Consider the following 17,778-nt stretch of genomic DNA (forward strand, 5'->3'; position numbering starts at 1 on the left):
GATAGCTCGCGTCAGAACGATCCTAGCTGGTCATAGGGGCGTGCTCTATCGCCGCCTGCGGGTGCGTGAGTGCTTGCTGTACGTGAGTTCGATTTGAGTCCCGCGGTGGCGGTAACCGTGCTTCGGTGACCTTCGGAATCGAATCTCGCGCCAAATGATGGTCGAGTCGGTGTTCAGGCTCCTGGCTGTGACATCCGTAGCGCGACCGTTCTGATCGGTGTGCTCCTGTAGTCCGTTCTCATCACAGGCCAAGCACACGCTTGAGTCACTGTGTGGCCTGCGAGAGGTGATCAGTAGAGCCACGAGAAGGGCAAGCAGCACAACCACGCCGAGAACCGTAGCGACATTGGTCGGCGTGTTATTGATGATCTGCTGCAGGGCCGAGAGGGCAAGCTCAAGGATGAGCTGCTCAACGGTGACAGTGCCTAAAGAAAGGTGATCCACAGTGCTCCCATGCCGGCGGTTAGCTTACGTTAACGATTTGCGTTTGCAATCGTTGTCGATCTTGTTGCTGATGTCATGGCGAGACTTTTACGTCATGGCGTGATCATAGCGCAGTGTGAGACCCGACGGGGGTGGACCCGGAAAGACACTCTGGGTAGAACAAGTGCAGTCCGGGAAGCTTGGTTGTAGCTGCAACAACTCTGCCCTGGTATGCGGGAGCCTGAGGAGGCTCTGGCAATCCTTCGGATCAGTAGAGGAGGCAGACTCTCTTGGTCTTCTGACCCATCCCAAGTGGATGGGTTGTTGCACTACTACGAGCAAGACCCACCCAATGCCGCGTGGATTGGGTGGGTCCGGTTCTCGATCCCTTGAGGGGCGATGAGAGGGCAACATCAGCAAGAAGATCGCCCAACGATTGCTGCCGCGATCCCTAGGAGGGAGAATGACGAGCTGAGAGCATGTTTAGTTGTCACTGTCGTTCGTGTTATCCGGGAGCTCCTGGTTGTTGGGCCACCGCTTCCCGACGCCTCTTTGTACCACGGAACCTCGCAACTGGGCGCGTTGGGGCAGCCCGTGTCGCAGGCGAACTACGGCGCATGCGATCAAGGGTGATCTTCACTGGGCGGCGTGGTCAGTTCGGGGTGTGGGGGACGAACCTGATCGGGCTGCGGGCCAGGGTGTGGCCGAGGCCGGCGGCGATGGTGGCCGGGGCGGCCAGGAACAGGCGTTGTTCCGGGTCGTCGTGCCAGGTGGCCAGCCAGGTCGCCCACTGCTGGTGGATGTGGCGGGTGGTCAACTCGAAGGTGGCCCGGTCGTCGGGCAGCGGGCTCGACGCGCTGATCACCAGGGCCGCCCGGCACCGGTCGTCGGGGCTGACCGCGTACTCGGTGGACTGGCCGGTGCGGGCCGCGTGCACGGCGTTGGCCACCATGGACGGATTGCTCGGGCTGAGGCTGATGATCAGGGCCACGCGGTTGGGGGCGTCCGGTGCGAGTGGTTCGGTGCGGGCGGTGAGGAACTTCTCCGCCTGACGGCGCTCCGCTGGGGACAGCGGTCCTCGCAGGTGGCCGCCGAGGTGCACTGCCTCGTAGAACACGGATGAGTTCTCGGGCTTCTGCATGACCACGAGGTTGGTGTGGACGTCGTACTTGAGGCGGCGGGCGAAGTCGTACGCGTCGGGCAGGCGGGCGATCAGGTAGAGGCAAACCGGAGTGGCCCCGGAAGCGGCGCCCCGTTCGGTGAGTTTGGCGTGGAACTGTGCGTAGGCGGCGTCCAGGGCTGCCCGGCGGGCATCGGGGTCGGCCGGGATCTCCTGGGACACCTGGAAGTGGTCGTCGTGCTGGTTGGCCTGGGCCTGCGCGGCGGTCACGCGCTGCTGGCTCCAGTTGGTCGCGCCCACCGGTCGCAGGTTGACCACCACGCCGATGCCGCGTGGTCGGGAGCGGGAGCGGAGTGGGCCGACGACGCCGAACACCGTGGCGGCGGCGAGGATGGCGAGCACCAGGATGGGCGTGGTCTGGCCGAAGGTGGCCTTGACCAGGTCCGGGATCAGGCCGTTGAGCACGGCAACGGCCACGAACGCGATCAACGTCCACAGTGGGGCCAGCCGTAACCTGCCACGGCCAGCCTGGTTCGCCCCACGTCGCACTCGGTCATCCCCCCGTCACGCAACGGTGGACGAGGATAGCGAAACCGGGGCGGCCCCACGGGCGGAGCAGGAAAACTCAACGGTGGAACTGCTGGTGCCGTGGCGGAGAGAGCAGAAGCCGGTGCCGCCCGACCGACGGCCAGGCGGCACCGGCTGAGCCGGCAGCGGAGGTGGACCGTGCGTTACCCCGCACCGCCGGGCACCGCCGGCGCCGGGCCCTGTCGCCGCCGCAGCCAGTAGGCCAGCACGGCCGCGCCGAGCAGCGGGCCCCAGACCGGGTACGGGAACAGCAGTACCAACGGGGAACCGGACAGGACACTGCCGACCACGACGCCGGGCGCCGACAGGCAGCACGCGAGCGCCACCACGCCACCGGGGATGACCGCCAGCATCGGCGGGACCGGTCGGCCGCGCAGTCGCGGCACCCACCCGGGGAACACCTCACCCCACCTGCTGATCAGGCCGAGGATGGGCACACACGCCAGCAGGGCGGCGACACCGATGAGGGAACCCTGCAACCGGGTGCCCAGATCGGCGGGGCCCGCTTCGGTTCCGCCAACGGGCCACGGCGTCAGCCAGGTCAACCGGTACAGGGCGTAGGGCAGCGGGCACAGGGCGGCGCCGATCGTCGCGATCCGACCCCACCGGGCCGCGGATCCGGGCGTGGCCCAGTCGGGCAGCGCGGCACGCCGGCCCCGCCCCACCCCCCAACTGCGCAACGCGTGGAACAGCCAGTGCACGGCCACCACGGCGTTGGCCGCCGTCCACATCAGACGCGTCAGATAGAGGCTGAAGGCTGCCGCGAGGTTGTGTGCGAACGAGGCCAGCGTGTCCGCGCTGAGCAGCCCGGTGGTCACGCCGACCGCGATCAGCACGGCCACCACACTGAGCACGAGCAGGCCGGGCCACTGCCGCTTCAGACAGGACATCACCACGACCGCGAGGACGACGGCGGGTGTCGCCACGGCCGCCAGGTACCCGAACAGGGACATGACGCCCGCGTCGGACAGCACCAGCCCGAACAGGCCGACTTCGAGGAGAGCCACCACCCGGAGGAACCAGCACGGCGAGCCCGGCCGGCGCAGTGCCAGGCCGGCCGCGACCAGTCCGAGCAGTCCGGCCAGGAGCACCACCGGTCCAGCGACGTCGTGGTCGAGGAAGTGCGAGAGCGTGACGGTGACCCGGTCCCCTGGCCCGAACGGGTAACTGGACGGGCGCGCCCACCACAGCGCGCCAACGACGGCTGTCACCGCCGACACCGCCACCCCGAGCGCCTCCGGCCACCGTGCCGGTGCTGACGGCTCGCGCGCGAATTCGGCGCGAGAAGACGGAACGCCTGCTGTCACACCCATGATGCTCCCCTGCTGAGTCGGCGACTGACCGGTTCCGACGCTAGGCAGGACGCGCGGGGCCCACCTCCCTCCCGGGAGGGAGGTTCGCGGGAAGCCGGCGGGGTAGCGTCACGGCGCGGTCCGGCGGGCAACCGGGAGGACACGGCGTGGGCACGACGACACGGAGGCGGGCGAGGTGGCCAGTTGGGTCGGTCGCATCTGGACCACCTGGGTGTACCAGTTGCTGGGCGCGGCGTTGTTGACGCCCGCCGTGGCCGTGCTGGCCGTGTGGCTGCTCGCCGAACGCTCCCTGGGACGGCTGGTGGTGCTGGCGGCGGTGTGCCTGCCGGCGGCCGCGGTTGTCGCCGCACTGCCGATCGTGCGGCAGATCGAGGCCACCGCGCTCGCCGGACTGCTCGGCATCGACGTGCCAAGCCGCCCCAATCGCCTCTACCTGTGGCTGCTCACCACGTCCCACCTGTTCGCCGGGGCCGTCCCCGGTGGCGCGGTGCTCGCGGTGCTGCCCGCGTTCCTCCACATCGGACAGTCCTGGGGCGAGCCGTCGGCCCTGGTGTTCCCCGGCGTCGTGGTGGTCGCGGCCGGGCTGGTGACCACCGCCGCCGGTAGCGCGCAGCGGTGGCTCGCCGAGCGGTTGCTGCGCGCCGACCCGAGCCGGCTGATCGAGGAGCTGGGGCACCGGCAGGCACTCGCGCTCGAACTGCACGACTCGGTCGGTCACGCGCTCAGCGTCGTGCTCGTCCAGGCCATGGCGGCGCGATCGGCGCTGCGCGGCGACCCGGGCGCGGCCGAGCGGTCGCTCGCCCAGCTGATCACCACCGCGCACGACACCCAGGAGGAACTCGACGTCCTGCTGGGCGTGCTCGACTCCGGGGACGACGCGCACACGCCCACGCTGGCGGCGCTGGAGTCCCTCGTCAGCGGCATGGACGTGACCTGGCACTGCGACCCGGTTGACGCGGTTCCCGCGCGGATCTCCCGCGTGGGCTACGCGATCGCGCGTGAGGCGCTGACCAACGCGCTCCGGCACGGTGCGGGACGGCCGGGACTGCGCGTCGAGGTGGGCGACGACCTGGTGATCACGGTGTGCAACGCCGTGGCGGGTGACCCGGTGGGCGAGTCGAGGCGGACGGGCCGCGGCCTCACCGGCATGCGGCTGCGCGCGAAACTGGTCGGTGGTGCCTGCGAAATCGAGAAGGGGGGCCGACAGTGGCGAATCCGGGCGAGGCTGCCCCTGGCCAGGACGCGATCCGGGTGGTGCTGGCCGATGACGAGAAGCTGATCCGGTCGGGGTGGGCGACCATGCTGTCGATCCACCCGGACATCACCGTCGTCGGTGAGGCCGAGGACGGTCGCCAGGCGGTCGCCCTGGGGGCACGCGCCGACGTCGTGTTGATGGACATCCGGATGCCCGGCGTGGACGGTCTGGCCGCGACCCGGGAACTGACCGCGCTCGCGCCGGACACCCGGGTTGTCGTCGTCACCACCTTCGAGCACGACCAGCTCGTCTGGGGCGCGCTGCGGGCGGGCGCGGCCGGATTCGTGCTCAAGCGCTCACCCGTCGAGACCCTGGTCAACGCGATCAGGGTGGCGCACGCCAGGGAATCGGTGTTGTTCCCGGACGCGGTCCGCCGCATCGCCGCGCGACACGCCCACGCCGCCGCCCCGCGGTCCGCGGTCGACCTCACGGCCAGGGAGTCCGATGTGCTCCGGCTGCTCGCGCGGGGGCTGTCCAACGGCGAGATCGCCGCCGCGCTCGTCGTCTCCCGCGAGACGGTCAAGACGCACGTGCGAAACCTGTTGGCGAAGCTCCAGGCACGGGACCGCACCCAGGCCGTGGTGCGCGCCTACGAACTCGGCCTGGTGTTCTCCGGCACGGCCGACGACCACCTCGGCGTCGAGTTCCGCTGAGCCCGGCAGGCGCTGGTGACGCCCGACCGGTGGCCGGGCGTCACCTCGTGGTGCCTCAGTGGAAGGAGTGTTCCGGGCCGGGGAACTGGCGGGCGCGGACCTCGTCGGCGAAGGCGGTGGCCGCGTCGGTCAGGGTGCCGGCCAGGTCGGCGTAGCGCTTGACGAACCGGGGGGCCTTGCCCCGGCGCAGGCCGGCCATGTCCTGCCAGACCAGCACCTGGGCGTCGCAGTCCGGGCCGGCGCCGATGCCCACGGTGGGGATGCGCAGTTCGTGGGTGACGCGCTTGGCCGCCTCGGCCGGGACCATCTCCATGACCACGGCGAACGCGCCGGCCGCCTGCAGCGACAGGGCGTCGTCGAGCAGGGTGTCGGCCGCGTCGCCGCGGCCCTGGACGCGGTAGCCGCCCAGGTTGTGCTCGCTCTGCGGGGTGAACCCGATGTGGCCCATCACCGGGATGCCCGCGGTGGTCAGGGCGTTGACGTGCGGGGCGAACCGCCGGCCGCCCTCCAGTTTCACGGCGTGCGCGCGGCCCTCCTTCATCAGCCGCACAGCCGAGGCCACGGCCTGTTCCACCGACACCTGGTAGCTGCCGAACGGCAGGTCGGCCACGACCAGGGCGCGGCGCACCGACCGGGTCACCGCGCGCACCAGCGGCACCAGTTCGTCGAGGGTCACCGGCAGGGAGGTGTCGTAGCCGAACACGTTGTTCGCGGCCGAGTCGCCGACCAGCAGCACCGGGATGCCGGCCTGGTCGAACAGTTCCGCGGTGTACATGTCGTAGGCGGTGAGCATGGGCCACGGCTCGCCGCGTTCCTTGAGTTCCCGCAGGTGGTGGACGCGGACCCGCTTGGGGGCGCCGGTCGGCCTCGCGGAACCGAGGGCCGAGGCCGGGGCGGACGGGCCGGTGCCGTAGGGGGCGGGCTCCTCGGCGGGAGCGGTGGTGTGGGCAGGGCTCTGCCCGGGGGTTGGCGTCGTTGCCACGGTGGACCTTCCTTCCTCAAGGCCCGCGCCGGGCGGGTCCCTGGGACTTTCGCGGATGGTGTCACCGTCGAGCGTGGCACTGTCGCGCCGGCCGCGCCGCCGGGGTGAAAGCAGGGTCACACATTCCAGCCCCCACCCCGGGGCGCGCCGAGGTCAGCCCTCGCGCCAGGCGTTGGTGATGGGCAGCCGGCGGTCCCGGCCGAACGCCTTGAAGGTGATCTTGGTGCCCGGCGGGTACTGCCGCCGCTTGTACTCGGCCAGGTCGATCATGCGCAGCACCCGCTCCACCAGTTCGCGGTCGAAACCGGCGGCCAGCAGGTCGTGGTAGCCCTTGTCGCCCTCGACGTAGTTGTCCACCACCACGTCCAGCAGCTCGTAGTCGGGCAGCGAGTCGGTGTCCAGCTGGCCCGGCCGCAGCTCCGCCGACGGCGGCTTGGTGATCGAGTTCTCCGGGATCGGCGGCACCTCGCCGCGCTTCTCCGCCTCGGCGTTGCGCCACCGCGCCAGCGCCCACACCAGGGTCTTGGGCACGTCCTTGATCGGCGCGTAGCCGCCGACCGAGTCGCCGTAGATGGTGGAGTAACCCACCGCCAACTCGGTCTTGTTGCCGGTGGTCAACACCAGGTGTCCGTACTGGTTGGACAGTCCCATGAGGATCACGCCGCGGCAGCGCGCCTGCACGTTCTCCTCGGCGAGACCGGTCAGCCCGAGCTGGTTGACGAACACCTCAACCATGTCGGCGATCGGCTGCACCTGGTAGTGCAGGCCGGTGCGGCTGGCCGAGTCGGCCGCGTCCGAGCGGGAGTGCTCCGAGGAGTAGCTGGACGGCATGGACACCCCGTGCACGGCGTCCGCGCCCAGCGCGTCCACGGCAAGCGCGGCCACCACGGCCGAGTCGATTCCACCGGACAGGCCGAGCACCACCGAGCGGAACCCGTTCTTGCGCACGTAGTCGCGCAGGCCCAGCACCAGCGCGGTCCACACCTCGGCCTCGTCGGACAGCGGCTCGGCCGGCGGCGGCACCGGCTGCGGCTCGTAGGCGGGCAGCGGCGCCTCGGAGAGCACCACGCGGCGCACGGTGAAGTGGTCGGCGGCGGTGGCCTGGCTCGGCTCGGCCGTGCCAGGCAGGTCCAGGTCGACCACGAGCAGCTGCTCCACGAACTGGGCGGCCCGGGTGAGCAGCGTGCCGTCCGCGCCGACCAGCATGGAGTCACCGTCGAAGACCAGCTCGTCCTGGCCGCCGACCAGGTTGACGTAGGCCAGTGGCGCGCCCGCCTCCCTGGCCCGGCCGGCCACCAGCGGCAGCCGCACGTCGTCCTTGTTGCGCTCGTAGGGCGAGGCGTTGGGGGAGACGACCAGGTCCACGCCGAGCTGGCCGAGCGCGGCGACCGGTCCGCCGTCCTGCCACAGGTCCTCGCAGATCACCATGCCGATGTCCACGCCGTGCAGGCGCACCACGTCCAGGGTCCGCCCCGGCTTGAAGTAGCGGCGCTCGTCGAACACCCCGTAGTTGGGCAGGTGGTGCTTGTACTGGGTGGCCACCACCTCGCCGCGGTAGAGCACGGCCGCGGCGTTGCGCGGGCCGTCCTCGTCGATGTCCAGGTAGCCGACGAAGGCGGCGACCTCGCCGGCGCCCGCCTCGACCAGCCGGGTGGCCAGGTCCTGCAGGGCCTGCCTGGACGCCTTGGCGAAGGACACCCGCAGGGCCAGGTCCTCCACGGGGTAGCCGGTGAGCACCATCTCCGGGAAGACCACGAGATGGGCGTCGGAGCGCGCGGCCCGGCCTGCCCACTCCACGATCAGGTCAGCGTTGCCTGCCAGGTCACCGACTCTCGCGTTGACCTGGGCCAGGGCTAGGCGCAGTTGCGGCATGCCTACATCTTCTCCCAGGACGCGGGAGCCGTGGGATCTGTGTGACGGATGAGCCACACGAATGGCCAGGTCCGTCGCACGGCCGGCCGGAACGGCAGGTAGCTGGTGCACTCGGGGTGGCTGTGCCTGGTGGGGCGCGCGTGCGGACGGGTGAGCGGGGTGCGGCCTGACCGAGATGTCGGCCGCTGATGGCACCATCGGGGGGTGCACCCGTTTCGTTCGCGCCCCGCGCTGGTCCGCCTGGTCGCCGCCGCCTGCGTCGGGCTGGTGGGGATCACCACCGCCTGCACCGCCACCCAGCCCGGCACGGCCACGCCCGCCGTCACCCAGGAACAGCGCGGCCCGGCCGGGTCCGTGCCCCCCGGTCTGGAGCGGTTCTACGGGCAGGCGCTGAGCTGGGGCGCGTGCGAGCCGTACGGCACCACCAACGACGCCAAGGCGACCTTCGCCAAGGGCGACCGGGACAAGAAGTTCGACTGCGCCCGGCTGACCGTGCCGCTGGACTACGCCAACCCCGACGGCAGGACCGCCACCATCGGCCTGCTGCGCGCCAAGGCCACCGACCCGGCGCAGCGGATCGGCTCGCTCATCGTCAACCCGGGTGGGCCGGGCGGCTCCGGCATGCAGGCCGCCGCCGGCTGGACCGACCAGGTCCGCAAGAACGACCTGGGCAAGCGGTTCGACCTGGTCGGGTTCGACCCGCGCGGGATCGGCGCCAGCCAGCCGGCGGTCAACTGCCTGACCGACGCCGAGCGCGACGCCGACCGGCAGGACAACGACGTGGACACCTCACCCGAGGGGGTGGCCCAGACCGAGCAGGAGAACAAGGACTACGCGGCCAAGTGCGCCGAGCGGACCGGCACCGACGTGCTGGCCAACGTGGGCACCCGGGACGTGGCCAGGGACATGGACGTGCTGCGCTCGGCCCTGGGCGACGAGAAGCTGACCTACGCGGGCTTCTCCTACGGCACCCGGATCGGCACCGCCTACGCCGAGGCGTTCCCGAACAACGTGCGCGCGTTGGTGCTGGACGGGGCCGTGGACCCGCTGCAGAACCCGGTGGACGAGCTGGTCGCCCAGGGCGCCGGGTTCCAGAAGGCGTTCGAGGACTTCTCCGCGTGGTGCGCCAAGCAGGAGGAGTGCGCGCTCGGCCACGACCCGGCCGGCGCCACCAAGGCGTTCCAGGACCTGACCCGCCCGCTGATCGACAACCCGGTGCGGGTGGGCAACCGCCAGCTGTCCTACTCCGACGCCAGCACCGCCGCGATCCAGGCCATGTACGCGCAGGAGCTGTGGCAGTACCTGAACACCGGCCTGGGCGAGCTGCGCGAGGGCACCGGCAACACCCTGCTGCTGCTCGCCGACAGCTACTACGGGCGCGGCCTGGACGGGCACTACTCGTCGATCATGGACGCGTTCAACGCGGTGCGCTGCGTGGACGACCCGCGGCTGACCGACCGGAACGTGCTGCTGGAGGCGGCCCGCCGCTACCAGCAGGCCGCCCCGTTCCTCGACGACGGCCAGCAGCCGGCCGCGGTGCTGGACGCGTGCGCGTTCTGGCCGGTGCCCAACACCAGCCAGCCGCACCAGCCGTCGGTGCAGGGGCTGCCGCCCGTGCTGGTGGTGTCCACCACCGGTGACCCGGCCACCCCGTACCAGGCCGGCGTTGACCTGGCCAAGGCGTTGAACGGCGGCATGCTCACCTACGAGGGCACCCAGCACACCGCGTTCCTGATGGGCAACAAGTGCGTGGACGACGCCGGCACCAAGTACCTGATCGACCTGCAGCTGCCGGCCGAGGGCACCCGCTGCACAGCCTCCTGAGCGTGATCAGTGTCTGTTGCGGCTCTCGTCCGCGCGGGCGCGGCCGATCCGCCGGCTACGCGGTGCCCATTGCGGCTCTCGCCCGCGTCGCGGCCGCGGCTCACGCCGGGTTGATCCGGGCGAATCGGCTGGCCACGGCCAGGTCGGCGGTGACGCGCTCGGCGGTGCGGCGCAGCGCCGGCAGCAGGTCGGCCCTGGACGCCTCGGCGGACTGGCGGGCGGCGTGCAGGGACACGTTGATCGCGGCCACCACCCGGCCGGCGCGGTCGCGCACGGGCACGGCGATCGACCGCAGCCCGTCCTCCAGCTCCTGGTCGACCAGGGCGTAGCCGGCGCGGTCCACCTCGGCCAGGATCTCCGCCAACCGCGCGGTGTCGGTGACCGTGTGCCTGGTCAGCGGCTGTGGACGCAGCGCGGCCAGCCGCCGCGCCCGCTCGGCCTCGGGCAGGCCGGCCAGCAGCACCCGGCCCAGCGCGGTGGCGTACGCGGGGAACCGGGTGCCCAGGGTGATGGACACGCTCATGATCCGCACGGTGTGCACCCGGGCCACGTACCGGATGTCGTCGCCGGCCAGCACCGCCATGGACGCCGAGTCGTGCACCCGCGCCACCAGTTCGGCCAGGTGCGGCTGGGCGATCTGGGCCAGGGTGAGCGTGGACAGCCGGGCGAAGCCCAGGTCCAACACCCGGGGCGTGGGCCGGAACAGCCGGCCGTGCTGGGTCACGTAACCCAGCTGCGCCAAGGTGAGCAGGGCGCGCCGCGCGGTGGCCCTGGCCAGGCCGGTCGCCTCGGCCACGGCGGACAGCGACAGCGCCGGGCGGTGCTCGTCGAACGCGGTGAGCACGGCCAGCCCCCGACCCAGCGACTCGACGAACTCCGGCCCCAACTCCTGCTTGGACGCGCGCAGCCAGGTGGCGGCAGCCACTTCGGGCGGCTGGCTGGCGGCGGCCGCCCCCGTCGGCTGGGCGGGTGCCGGCGCGGCGGGCTCGGCCAGTGCGGCGGCCAGCGCCGGCTCCATGGCCGCCACGGTCTGCCGCAGACCCGGTAACGCCGTGCTGACCAGCGAGGCCGCGTCGTGCCGGCTGGTGTGGCTGACCGCGCTCAACGCGCTCACCACCCGTCCGGCCGGGTCGCGCACTGGCACGGCCACGGCGAGCAGTCCGGGCTCGACCACCTGGTCGTCCACGGCCACACCGGCCTGGCGGGCCTGGGCCACGCGCTCGGCGAACCGGGTGTGCTCGGGGGCGGGCGGCACGGCGTAGCCGGACTCGTCGTCGGCCCGCTCGCGCCAGCGCCGCCAGTCGGCCTCACCCCAGTGCACCGCGAACAGCGCACCCGGCGCGCCCCGGTCGGCCGGCAGCAGGTCGCCGATGTGGAAGACCAGGGACATGGTGCGGCGCCGCGGCGACTGGTAGACGAACCGGGCGCCGGTGCCGTCCGGCACGGCCAGCGACACCGACTCGTCCAGGTCCGCGCCGAGGCGCTCGGCCAGCGGGCCGAGGGTGTCCGGCAGCCGACAGGCCGCCAGGTAGGCGTTGCCCAGTTCCATCAGCCGGGGCGTGAGTTCCGCGTCCCGCCCGGTCAGCCGCAGGTAGCCGACGCGCGCCAGGGTGCTCAGCACCCGGTCCACGGTGGAGCGGGCCAGGCCGGTGCCGCGCACCAACTCGCCCGGGCTGGCCTGGCCGCCGGCGCCGACCAGCGCGCGCAGCACGGCCAGCCCGCGCACCAGCGGGCCCACCGCCTCGTCCTGGGCGGCGGCGGGGGCGGTGTGCGGCATGCGTGACTCCACGGGGTTCTGGCTGGTCAGGCGCTAACGGTAACCACGTGACCGTTGACACTCCCGCCGGCCGGGTCCACACTCTGTTGCCACATTATGAACGAAAGTTCACCAGGCGAACACAGCTCGGTTTGTGAGCACACCGCCGTGCGCAGCACCCGTGGGAGACCCCATGACCTCGTCGTTCCAGGCTCTCGGTCAGCACGCTGACCGAGCTGCGTCATCTGAGGCTCTCGGTCAGCACGCTGACCGATCCGCGTCGTTCCAGACCCCGGTCCAGCCGGCAGCCGCTCGACCGCCGTCCGCCCAGCCCAGCGCGGCCGTGCCGTCGCCGGTCACCGCACCCGCCCCGCTCACCCAGGCCGACATCGACCGGGAGATGGCCGAGCTGCACGCCGCCGCCCAGCAGCGGATCAGCGCCGGAGCCGTGCTGCACCACCCGCCCCGCGACTACGCCCCCTACCGCAGCAGCCTGCTGCGCCACCCCAGGCAGCCGCTGGTCGCGGTGGGCGGTGACCCGGACGCGGTCGAGCTGCACGGCCCGGTCTTCGGCGTCACCGACGTGACCGCGCTGGACGCCGACCTCACCCGGCAGCACCTTGGCGAGCCGCTTGGCGAGCGGATCACCGTGTCCGGGCGGGTGCTCGACCGCGACGGCCGGCCCGTGCGCGGCCAGCTCGTGGAGATCTGGCAGGCCAACGCCTCGGGCCGGTACGCCCACCAGCGCGACCAGCACCCGGCGCCGCTGGACCCCAACTTCACCGGCGTGGGCCGCTGCCTCACCGACGACGAGGGCCGCTACCACTTCACCACGATCAAGCCCGGCGCCTACCCGTGGCGCAACCACCTCAACGCGTGGCGTCCGGCGCACATCCACTTCTCCCTGTTCGGCACCGCGTTCACCCAGCGGCTGGTCACCCAGATGTACTTCCCGAACGACCCGCTGTTCCGCCACGACCCGATCTTCAACTCCATCCCGGACGACCGGGCCCGCCAGCGGCTGATCGCCGACTACCAGCACGACCTGTCCAGCCCCGAGTGGTCGCTCGGCTACACCTGGGACATCGTGCTCGACGGCCCCAGCGCCACCTGGATCGAGGAGGGCCGATGACCGAACTGGCGCCCACCCCGTCGCAGACGGTCGGCCCGTTCTACGGCTACGCCCTGCCGTTTCCCGGCGGCGGCGAGCTGGCCCCGGTCGGCCACCCGGACGCCATCACCGTGCGCGGCACCGTCTACGACGGGGCTGGCGCGCCCATCCCGGACGCGCTGCTGGAGTTCTGGCAGGCCGGCCCGGACGGCAGCCTCACCGGCGCGCCCGGCTCGCTGCGCCGCGACCCGGTGACCGGCGCGGTGCTCGGCCGCACCGGCGTGGACTTCACCGGCTTCGCCCGGGTCGCCACCGACGCCGACGGCGGCTACGTGCTGCGCACCCTGCCACCGGTGCCGCCGGCCAGCCGGCCGGACGCCGCACCGCACCTGGCCGTGTGCGTGTTCGCCCGCGGCCTGCTGCACCACCTGTACACCCGCGTCTACCTGCCCGAACACGCCGAGGCCAACGCGGCTGACCCGCTGCTCGCCCAGCTGCCGCCGGCCCGCAGGGCCACCCTCGTCGCCCAGCCCGAGCGACCCGGCGTGTACCGGTTCGACATCCGCCTCCAAGCCGCCGAGGGCGGCCCGCACGAGGAGACCGTGTTCCTTGAGTTTCGCTGAACAGGGCGGGGCCCGGCGGCTGCTCCACCACCGGGTCGACGGCCCGGACGGCGCGGCCCCGCTGCTGCTCGGACCGTCCCTGGGCACGTCACTGGCGGTGTGGCAGGCCCAGGTGCCGGCGCTGGCCCGGCACCACCGGGTGGTGCGCTGGGACCTGCCCGGCCACGGCGCCACCCCGGCCGACGTGCTGCCCGGCGGGCCCGGCGCCACCACCGTGGCCGACCTGGGCCGGCTGGTGCTCGACCTGGCCGACGCACTGGGCATCGACCGCTTCGCCCACGCCGGCATCTCGCTGGGCGGCGCGGTCGGCGCCTGGCTGGCCGTGCACCACCCCGACCGGATCAGCGCGCTGGTCATGGTCTGCTCGTCGGCCCGGTTCGGTGCGCCCGCGGCCTGGCACGAACGAGCCGAACTGGTGCGCGGCCAGGGCACCGACGCGCTGCTGGCGGCCACACCCACCCGCTGGTTCACCCCGGGCTTCGCCGGGACACCGGCCGCCCGCGCGCGCCTGGCCGACCTGCGCGCCGCCGACCCGGCCGGCTACGCGGCCTGCTGCGACGCGCTCGCCGGCTACGACCTGCGCGCGGACCTGCCCAGGATCAGCGCGCCCACCCTGGTGATCGCCGGCCGCGACGACCCGGCCACCCCGCCGGCGCACGGCCGGGAACTGGTCGACGGCATCCCCGGCGCCAGCCTGGTCGAACTCGCCGGTGCCGCGCACCTCGCCCCGGTCGAACGCCCCGAACCGGTGCTGTCCGCGCTGCTCGACCACCTGTCCACTGTGGAGTCGGTAGCACCGCCGCCACCACCCGCTGGTGACGACGCGCGGCGCGCGGCCGGCACGGACGTGCGCCGGGCCGTGCTCGGCGACGACCACGTGGACCGGGCGATCGCCCGCGCCAACGCGTTCACCGCGCCGTTCCAGGACTTCATCACCCGCTACGCCTGGGGCGAGATCTGGACCCGGCCGGGGTTGAGCCGGCACACCCGCAGCTGCGTCACGCTGACCGCGCTGGTCGCCCGCGGCCACCTGGACGAGCTGGCCATGCACGTGCGGGCCGCGCTGCGCAACGGCCTCACCGCCGAGGAGATCCAGGAGGTCCTGCTGCAGACCGCGGTGTACTGCGGGGTGCCCGCGGCCAACGCCGCGTTCGCCGTGGCCGACCGGGTGCTGCGCGAGGCCGGAGCGATCCACAATGGACAAATCAGCAGCGGACAGCCGCTCGGCGATGGGGCCGGTGACGGCTCGGACACCGACGACTCGGTCGGGAGGAACTGATGCGCACCACCGTGGGCATTGTCGGCGGCGGACCCGCCGGACTGCTGCTCGCCCGACTGCTGCACAACGCCGGCATCGACTGCGTGGTGCTGGAAAGCCGCGACCGGTCCTATGTGGAGGGACGCCAGCGGGCCGGCATCCTGGAACAGGGCACGGTCGAGGTGCTGCGCGAGTGCGGTGCCGGCGCGCGGATGGACCGGGAGGGCCTGGTCCACGAGGGCATCGAACTGCGCTTCGACCGCCGCGCGCACCGCGTCGACTTCCCGGCCCTGACCGGCGGGCGCACCGTGATGGTCTACGCGCAGACCGAGGTGGTCAAGGACCTGATCGCGCTGCGCCTGGCCGACAACGCCCCACTGCTGTTCGAGGCACGGGTGAGCGGGATCAGCGGCGCGGACACCGACCAGCCCGTCGTCCACTTCACCCACCAGGGCCGTGAGCACACGCTGACCTGCGACTACGTGGTCGGCTGCGACGGCTTCCACGGGGTGGCGCGCGCGGCCGTGCCCGAGGCGGTGCGGCGCACCTACGAGCGGACCTACCCGTACTCCTGGCTGGGCGTGCTCGCCGACGTGCCGCCCTCCTGCGACGAGCTGATCTACGCGCACTCGCCGCGCGGTTTCGCCCTGCACAGCATGCGCAGCCGCACGGTCAGCCGGCTGTACCTGCAGGTGCCCAACGGCGCGGACCCCGCGGACTGGCCGGACGAGCGCGTCTGGGACGAACTGGACCAGCGCTTCGCCGTGGACGGTGACTGGACGCTGGAGCGCGGCCCGATCACCGCCAAGTCCGTGCTGCCGATGCGCAGCTTCGTGACCGAGCCCATGCGGTACGGCCGGGTGTTCCTGGCCGGCGACGCCGCGCACATCGTGCCGCCGACCGGGGCCAAGGGCCTCAACCTCGCCGTCGCCGACGTGGTGGTGCTGGCCCGCGCCCTGGTGCACCGGTACGCCACCGGTGCCACCGACCTGCTCGACGCCTACTCGGACACCTGCCTGCGCCGTGTCTGGCGGGCCGAGCACTTCTCGTACTCCATGACCACCACCCTGCACACCGATCCCGAGCAGAGCGAGTTCGACACCCGGTTGCAACTGGCCCAACTCGACCGCATCGCCAGCGCCACCACCGCGGCCGCCGAACTGGCCGAGAACTACACCGGCCTGCCGATCGGCTAGCCGCTTTCCCCGCACCACCAGCACTTCCAACCATCCACAGTGGATTTATTCGGCGCCCCTTGTCCGGCCGCAGCGCCGCGGCCACCACACTCCTGAGAGGCGGCCCCATGTCCCCCAGCGATTCCCCCGAGCAGGCGGTGACCGCCGATCCCGCGGTGCGCCGCCGGGTCGCGGTCGTCATCGCCCTGTGCTGGCTCGCCGTCTTCTTCGACGGCATGGACGTCAACATCTACGGCGCGGTCATGCCGCACATGATCGACGACCACGGGTTCGGCCTGACCACGGCGACCGCAGGCACCATCGGCAGCTGGACCACGTTCGGCATGCTGCTCGGCGCGCTCGTCGCGGGCACGCTCACCGACTGGCTGGGCCGCCGCTCGGTGGTGTCGTGCTGCCTGGCGGTGTTCTCGCTGGGCTCGGCGGTGTGCGCGATCGCACCGGACCCCGGCCTGTTCGGGGCGGGGCGCCTGGTCGCCGGGCTCGGCCTCGGCGGGCTGATGCCCACCTGCCTGGCGATCGTCATGGAGTTCAGCGCGCCGCGCCGCCGCGCGCTGGCCTCGGCGGTGATGATGACCTCCTACCACGCGGGCGGCATGCTGGCCACCGGCCTCGGCCTGTCCCTGGCGCCGGCGGCCGGGTGGCGCTGGGTGTTCTGGGCCGGCGTGATCCCGCTGGTCCTGGCCGTGCCGCTGGTGCTGCGCCACCTGCCGGAGTCACCGGTGGTGCTGCTGGCCAAGGGCCGGGTGGCCGAGGCGAACGCGGTGGCGCGGCGGCACGGGCTGGAGCCGCCGGTGCCGAGGGAGGTGCCCAAGGCGGGGGCCGGCGGCCGGTGGCAGGCGGTGCTGTCGCTGTTCCGCCCGGAGTTCCGGTGGTCGACCCCGCTGCTGTGGCTGGCCTCGTTCTGCGGGCTGCTGCTGGTCTACGGGGTGAGCACGTGGCTGCCGCAGCTGATGCGCGCCTCCGGCTACGGGCTGACCTCGTCGGTGAGCTTCCTGCTGGTGATCAACGCCGGTGGCATCGTGGGCATGTTCGTGGCCGGCCGGACCGCGACCCGGTTCGGCGCGGTGCGGGTGGCGGCGATCTGGTTCGCGGTCACCGGGGTCGGTGCCCTGCTGATGGGCGCGCACCTGCCGCTAGCCATCACCTACGCGGTGGTCGGCCTGACCGGCGTGTTCCTGTTCAGCGCGCAGGTGATGGCCTACGCGGCGCTGGACACGGTGTACCGGCCGGCGCAGCGCGCCACCGGTCTGGGCTGGGCGGCCGGGGTGGGCCGCCTCGGCGCGGTGTTCGGCCCGTGGCTGGGCGGCCTGCTGGTGTCGGCGGGCAACCAGAGCTGGGGTTTCACCGCCTTCGCCGTCGCCGGCCTGATCGGCGCCGTGGCCATCGCGCTGATCCCGCTGGCCCGCCGCCTCGGCCACCGCCCCGCCACCACCGACCCCACCCCCGCCCCCGCCACCTGACCCCCACTCTCGCGAGTCGACTTTGCAAAGCAATGCCGGGAAGTTAGGTGTTGGTGGCCGGCGTCAAGAGGTGGTGGGCGAGGTGCGTCTGAGGGGGTTGAAAAGCAGACAACGGAGTTCCTGTAGAACGAGTGTCGACCAAGATCACTCTGTTCGGGAACTCCGTTGCCATACCAGTCTGTCATGCCCCACACCCCACCGGACAGCGCCGGGGTGTTCGCCCCGGGACACCTGGGTGAACTCACCCAGCTCGTCACTCCCGCCCTGGTCGACCAGGTACTGTCGCTGACCCGCCGAACCCAACAGCGCGTCCGCATGCTGCCCGCCCGGGTCATGGTGTACTT

At 72.3% G+C, this 17,778-nt stretch carries 14 protein-coding genes and 1 pseudogene; 9 read left to right on the forward strand and 6 right to left on the reverse strand.

Annotated features, from left to right (window positions below; all coding sequences use genetic code 11):
- Positions 1 to 1,075: 1,075 nt before the first annotated feature.
- Positions 1,076 to 2,032: a hypothetical protein gene (locus LX83_RS36735; RefSeq protein ID WP_253780574.1), complete on the reverse strand. Its 957-nt coding sequence runs from the start codon at positions 2,030 to 2,032 to the stop codon at positions 1,076 to 1,078.
- A gap of 242 nt (positions 2,033 to 2,274) precedes the next feature.
- The gene (locus tag LX83_RS36740; RefSeq protein ID WP_253780577.1) at positions 2,275 to 3,342 is read right to left on the reverse strand and encodes a hypothetical protein; all 1,068 of its coding nucleotides are present in this window, start codon (positions 3,340 to 3,342) and stop codon (positions 2,275 to 2,277) included.
- 277 nt (positions 3,343 to 3,619) lie between these two features.
- On the opposite strand from LX83_RS36740, the gene LX83_RS38610 reads away from it, so the two are divergent.
- Complete coding sequence (locus tag LX83_RS38610) at positions 3,620 to 4,723, forward strand: sensor histidine kinase (protein WP_253780580.1); 1,104 nt, start codon at positions 3,620 to 3,622, stop codon at positions 4,721 to 4,723.
- Positions 4,724 to 4,743: 20 nt separating this feature from the next.
- Positions 4,744 to 5,352: a response regulator transcription factor gene (locus LX83_RS36750; RefSeq protein ID WP_301329550.1), complete on the forward strand. Its 609-nt coding sequence runs from the start codon at positions 4,744 to 4,746 to the stop codon at positions 5,350 to 5,352.
- 55 nt (positions 5,353 to 5,407) lie between these two features.
- Here the strand turns inward: LX83_RS36750 and panB are convergent, their stop codons facing one another.
- Positions 5,408 to 6,334 (reverse strand): 3-methyl-2-oxobutanoate hydroxymethyltransferase, encoded by a 927-nt coding sequence (gene panB, locus LX83_RS36755; protein ID WP_253780586.1) that lies wholly within the window; start codon positions 6,332 to 6,334, stop codon positions 5,408 to 5,410.
- 153 nt (positions 6,335 to 6,487) lie between these two features.
- On the reverse strand, positions 6,488 to 8,206 hold the full coding sequence (locus LX83_RS36760) for an NAD+ synthase (RefSeq protein ID WP_253780590.1): 1,719 nt from the start codon (positions 8,204 to 8,206) through the stop codon (positions 6,488 to 6,490).
- 204 nt (positions 8,207 to 8,410) lie between these two features.
- Between LX83_RS36760 and LX83_RS36765 the strand changes: the two genes are divergently transcribed.
- Entirely contained in the window at positions 8,411 to 10,030 is a 1,620-nt protein-coding gene (locus tag LX83_RS36765; RefSeq protein ID WP_253780593.1) for an alpha/beta hydrolase, read from the forward strand.
- Between the two features lie 100 nt (positions 10,031 to 10,130).
- Here the strand turns inward: LX83_RS36765 and LX83_RS38860 are convergent, their stop codons facing one another.
- Both LX83_RS38860 and LX83_RS38865 read right to left on the reverse strand, forming a co-directional pair.
- Positions 10,131 to 10,937: an IclR family transcriptional regulator domain-containing protein gene (locus tag LX83_RS38860; protein ID WP_253780610.1), complete on the reverse strand. Its 807-nt coding sequence runs from the start codon at positions 10,935 to 10,937 to the stop codon at positions 10,131 to 10,133.
- Between the two features lie 132 nt (positions 10,938 to 11,069).
- Positions 11,070 to 11,807: pseudogene (locus LX83_RS38865) on the reverse strand (IclR family transcriptional regulator); the annotation flags it as partial.
- A gap of 379 nt (positions 11,808 to 12,186) precedes the next feature.
- Between LX83_RS38865 and pcaH the strand changes: the two are divergent.
- The 6 genes from pcaH to LX83_RS36810 all read left to right on the forward strand — a co-directional run.
- Positions 12,187 to 12,918: a protocatechuate 3,4-dioxygenase subunit beta gene (gene pcaH, locus LX83_RS36780; RefSeq protein ID WP_253780612.1), complete on the forward strand. Its 732-nt coding sequence runs from the start codon at positions 12,187 to 12,189 to the stop codon at positions 12,916 to 12,918.
- The gene (gene pcaG / locus LX83_RS36785; protein WP_253780596.1) at positions 12,915 to 13,520 is read left to right on the forward strand and encodes a protocatechuate 3,4-dioxygenase subunit alpha; all 606 of its coding nucleotides are present in this window, start codon (positions 12,915 to 12,917) and stop codon (positions 13,518 to 13,520) included. Before pcaH ends, pcaG begins: the two co-directional genes overlap by 4 nt.
- Positions 13,507 to 14,799 carry a bifunctional 3-oxoadipate enol-lactonase/4-carboxymuconolactone decarboxylase PcaDC gene (gene pcaDC / locus LX83_RS38930; RefSeq protein WP_456356017.1) on the forward strand — a complete coding sequence of 431 codons (1,293 nt, stop codon included), beginning with the start codon at positions 13,507 to 13,509 and terminating at the stop codon, positions 14,797 to 14,799. Before pcaG ends, pcaDC begins: the two co-directional genes overlap by 14 nt.
- Entirely contained in the window at positions 14,799 to 15,974 is a 1,176-nt protein-coding gene (locus LX83_RS36800; RefSeq protein WP_253780599.1) for a 4-hydroxybenzoate 3-monooxygenase, read from the forward strand. The genes pcaDC and LX83_RS36800 overlap by 1 nt, the downstream gene beginning before the upstream one ends.
- A gap of 107 nt (positions 15,975 to 16,081) precedes the next feature.
- Positions 16,082 to 17,434 carry an MFS transporter gene (locus LX83_RS36805; protein ID WP_253780601.1) on the forward strand — a complete coding sequence of 451 codons (1,353 nt, stop codon included), beginning with the start codon at positions 16,082 to 16,084 and terminating at the stop codon, positions 17,432 to 17,434.
- A gap of 183 nt (positions 17,435 to 17,617) precedes the next feature.
- The coding region (locus tag LX83_RS36810) for a transposase domain-containing protein (protein WP_253780616.1) at positions 17,618 to 17,778 on the forward strand (161 nt) is incomplete at its 3' end.

This window comes from Goodfellowiella coeruleoviolacea (assembly GCF_024171785.1).
In the GTDB taxonomy this organism is placed as follows: domain Bacteria; phylum Actinomycetota; class Actinomycetes; order Mycobacteriales; family Pseudonocardiaceae; genus Goodfellowiella; species Goodfellowiella coeruleoviolacea.

Excerpts from the sequence above, each read along its gene's own strand:
- LX83_RS36800 (WP_253780599.1), top strand. The coding sequence starts at position 14,799 with ATGCGCACCACCGTGGGCATTGTCGGCGGCGGACCCGCCGGACTGCTG.
- LX83_RS36760 (WP_253780590.1), bottom strand. The coding sequence starts at position 8,206 with ATGCCGCAACTGCGCCTAGCCCTGGCCCAGGTCAACGCGAGAGTCGGT.
- pcaH (WP_253780612.1), top strand. The coding sequence starts at position 12,187 with ATGGCCGAGCTGCACGCCGCCGCCCAGCAGCGGATCAGCGCCGGAGCC.
- pcaG (WP_253780596.1), top strand. The coding sequence starts at position 12,915 with ATGACCGAACTGGCGCCCACCCCGTCGCAGACGGTCGGCCCGTTCTAC.
- LX83_RS36805 (WP_253780601.1), top strand. The coding sequence starts at position 16,082 with ATGTCCCCCAGCGATTCCCCCGAGCAGGCGGTGACCGCCGATCCCGCG.
- LX83_RS36750 (WP_301329550.1), top strand. The coding sequence starts at position 4,744 with ATGCTGTCGATCCACCCGGACATCACCGTCGTCGGTGAGGCCGAGGAC.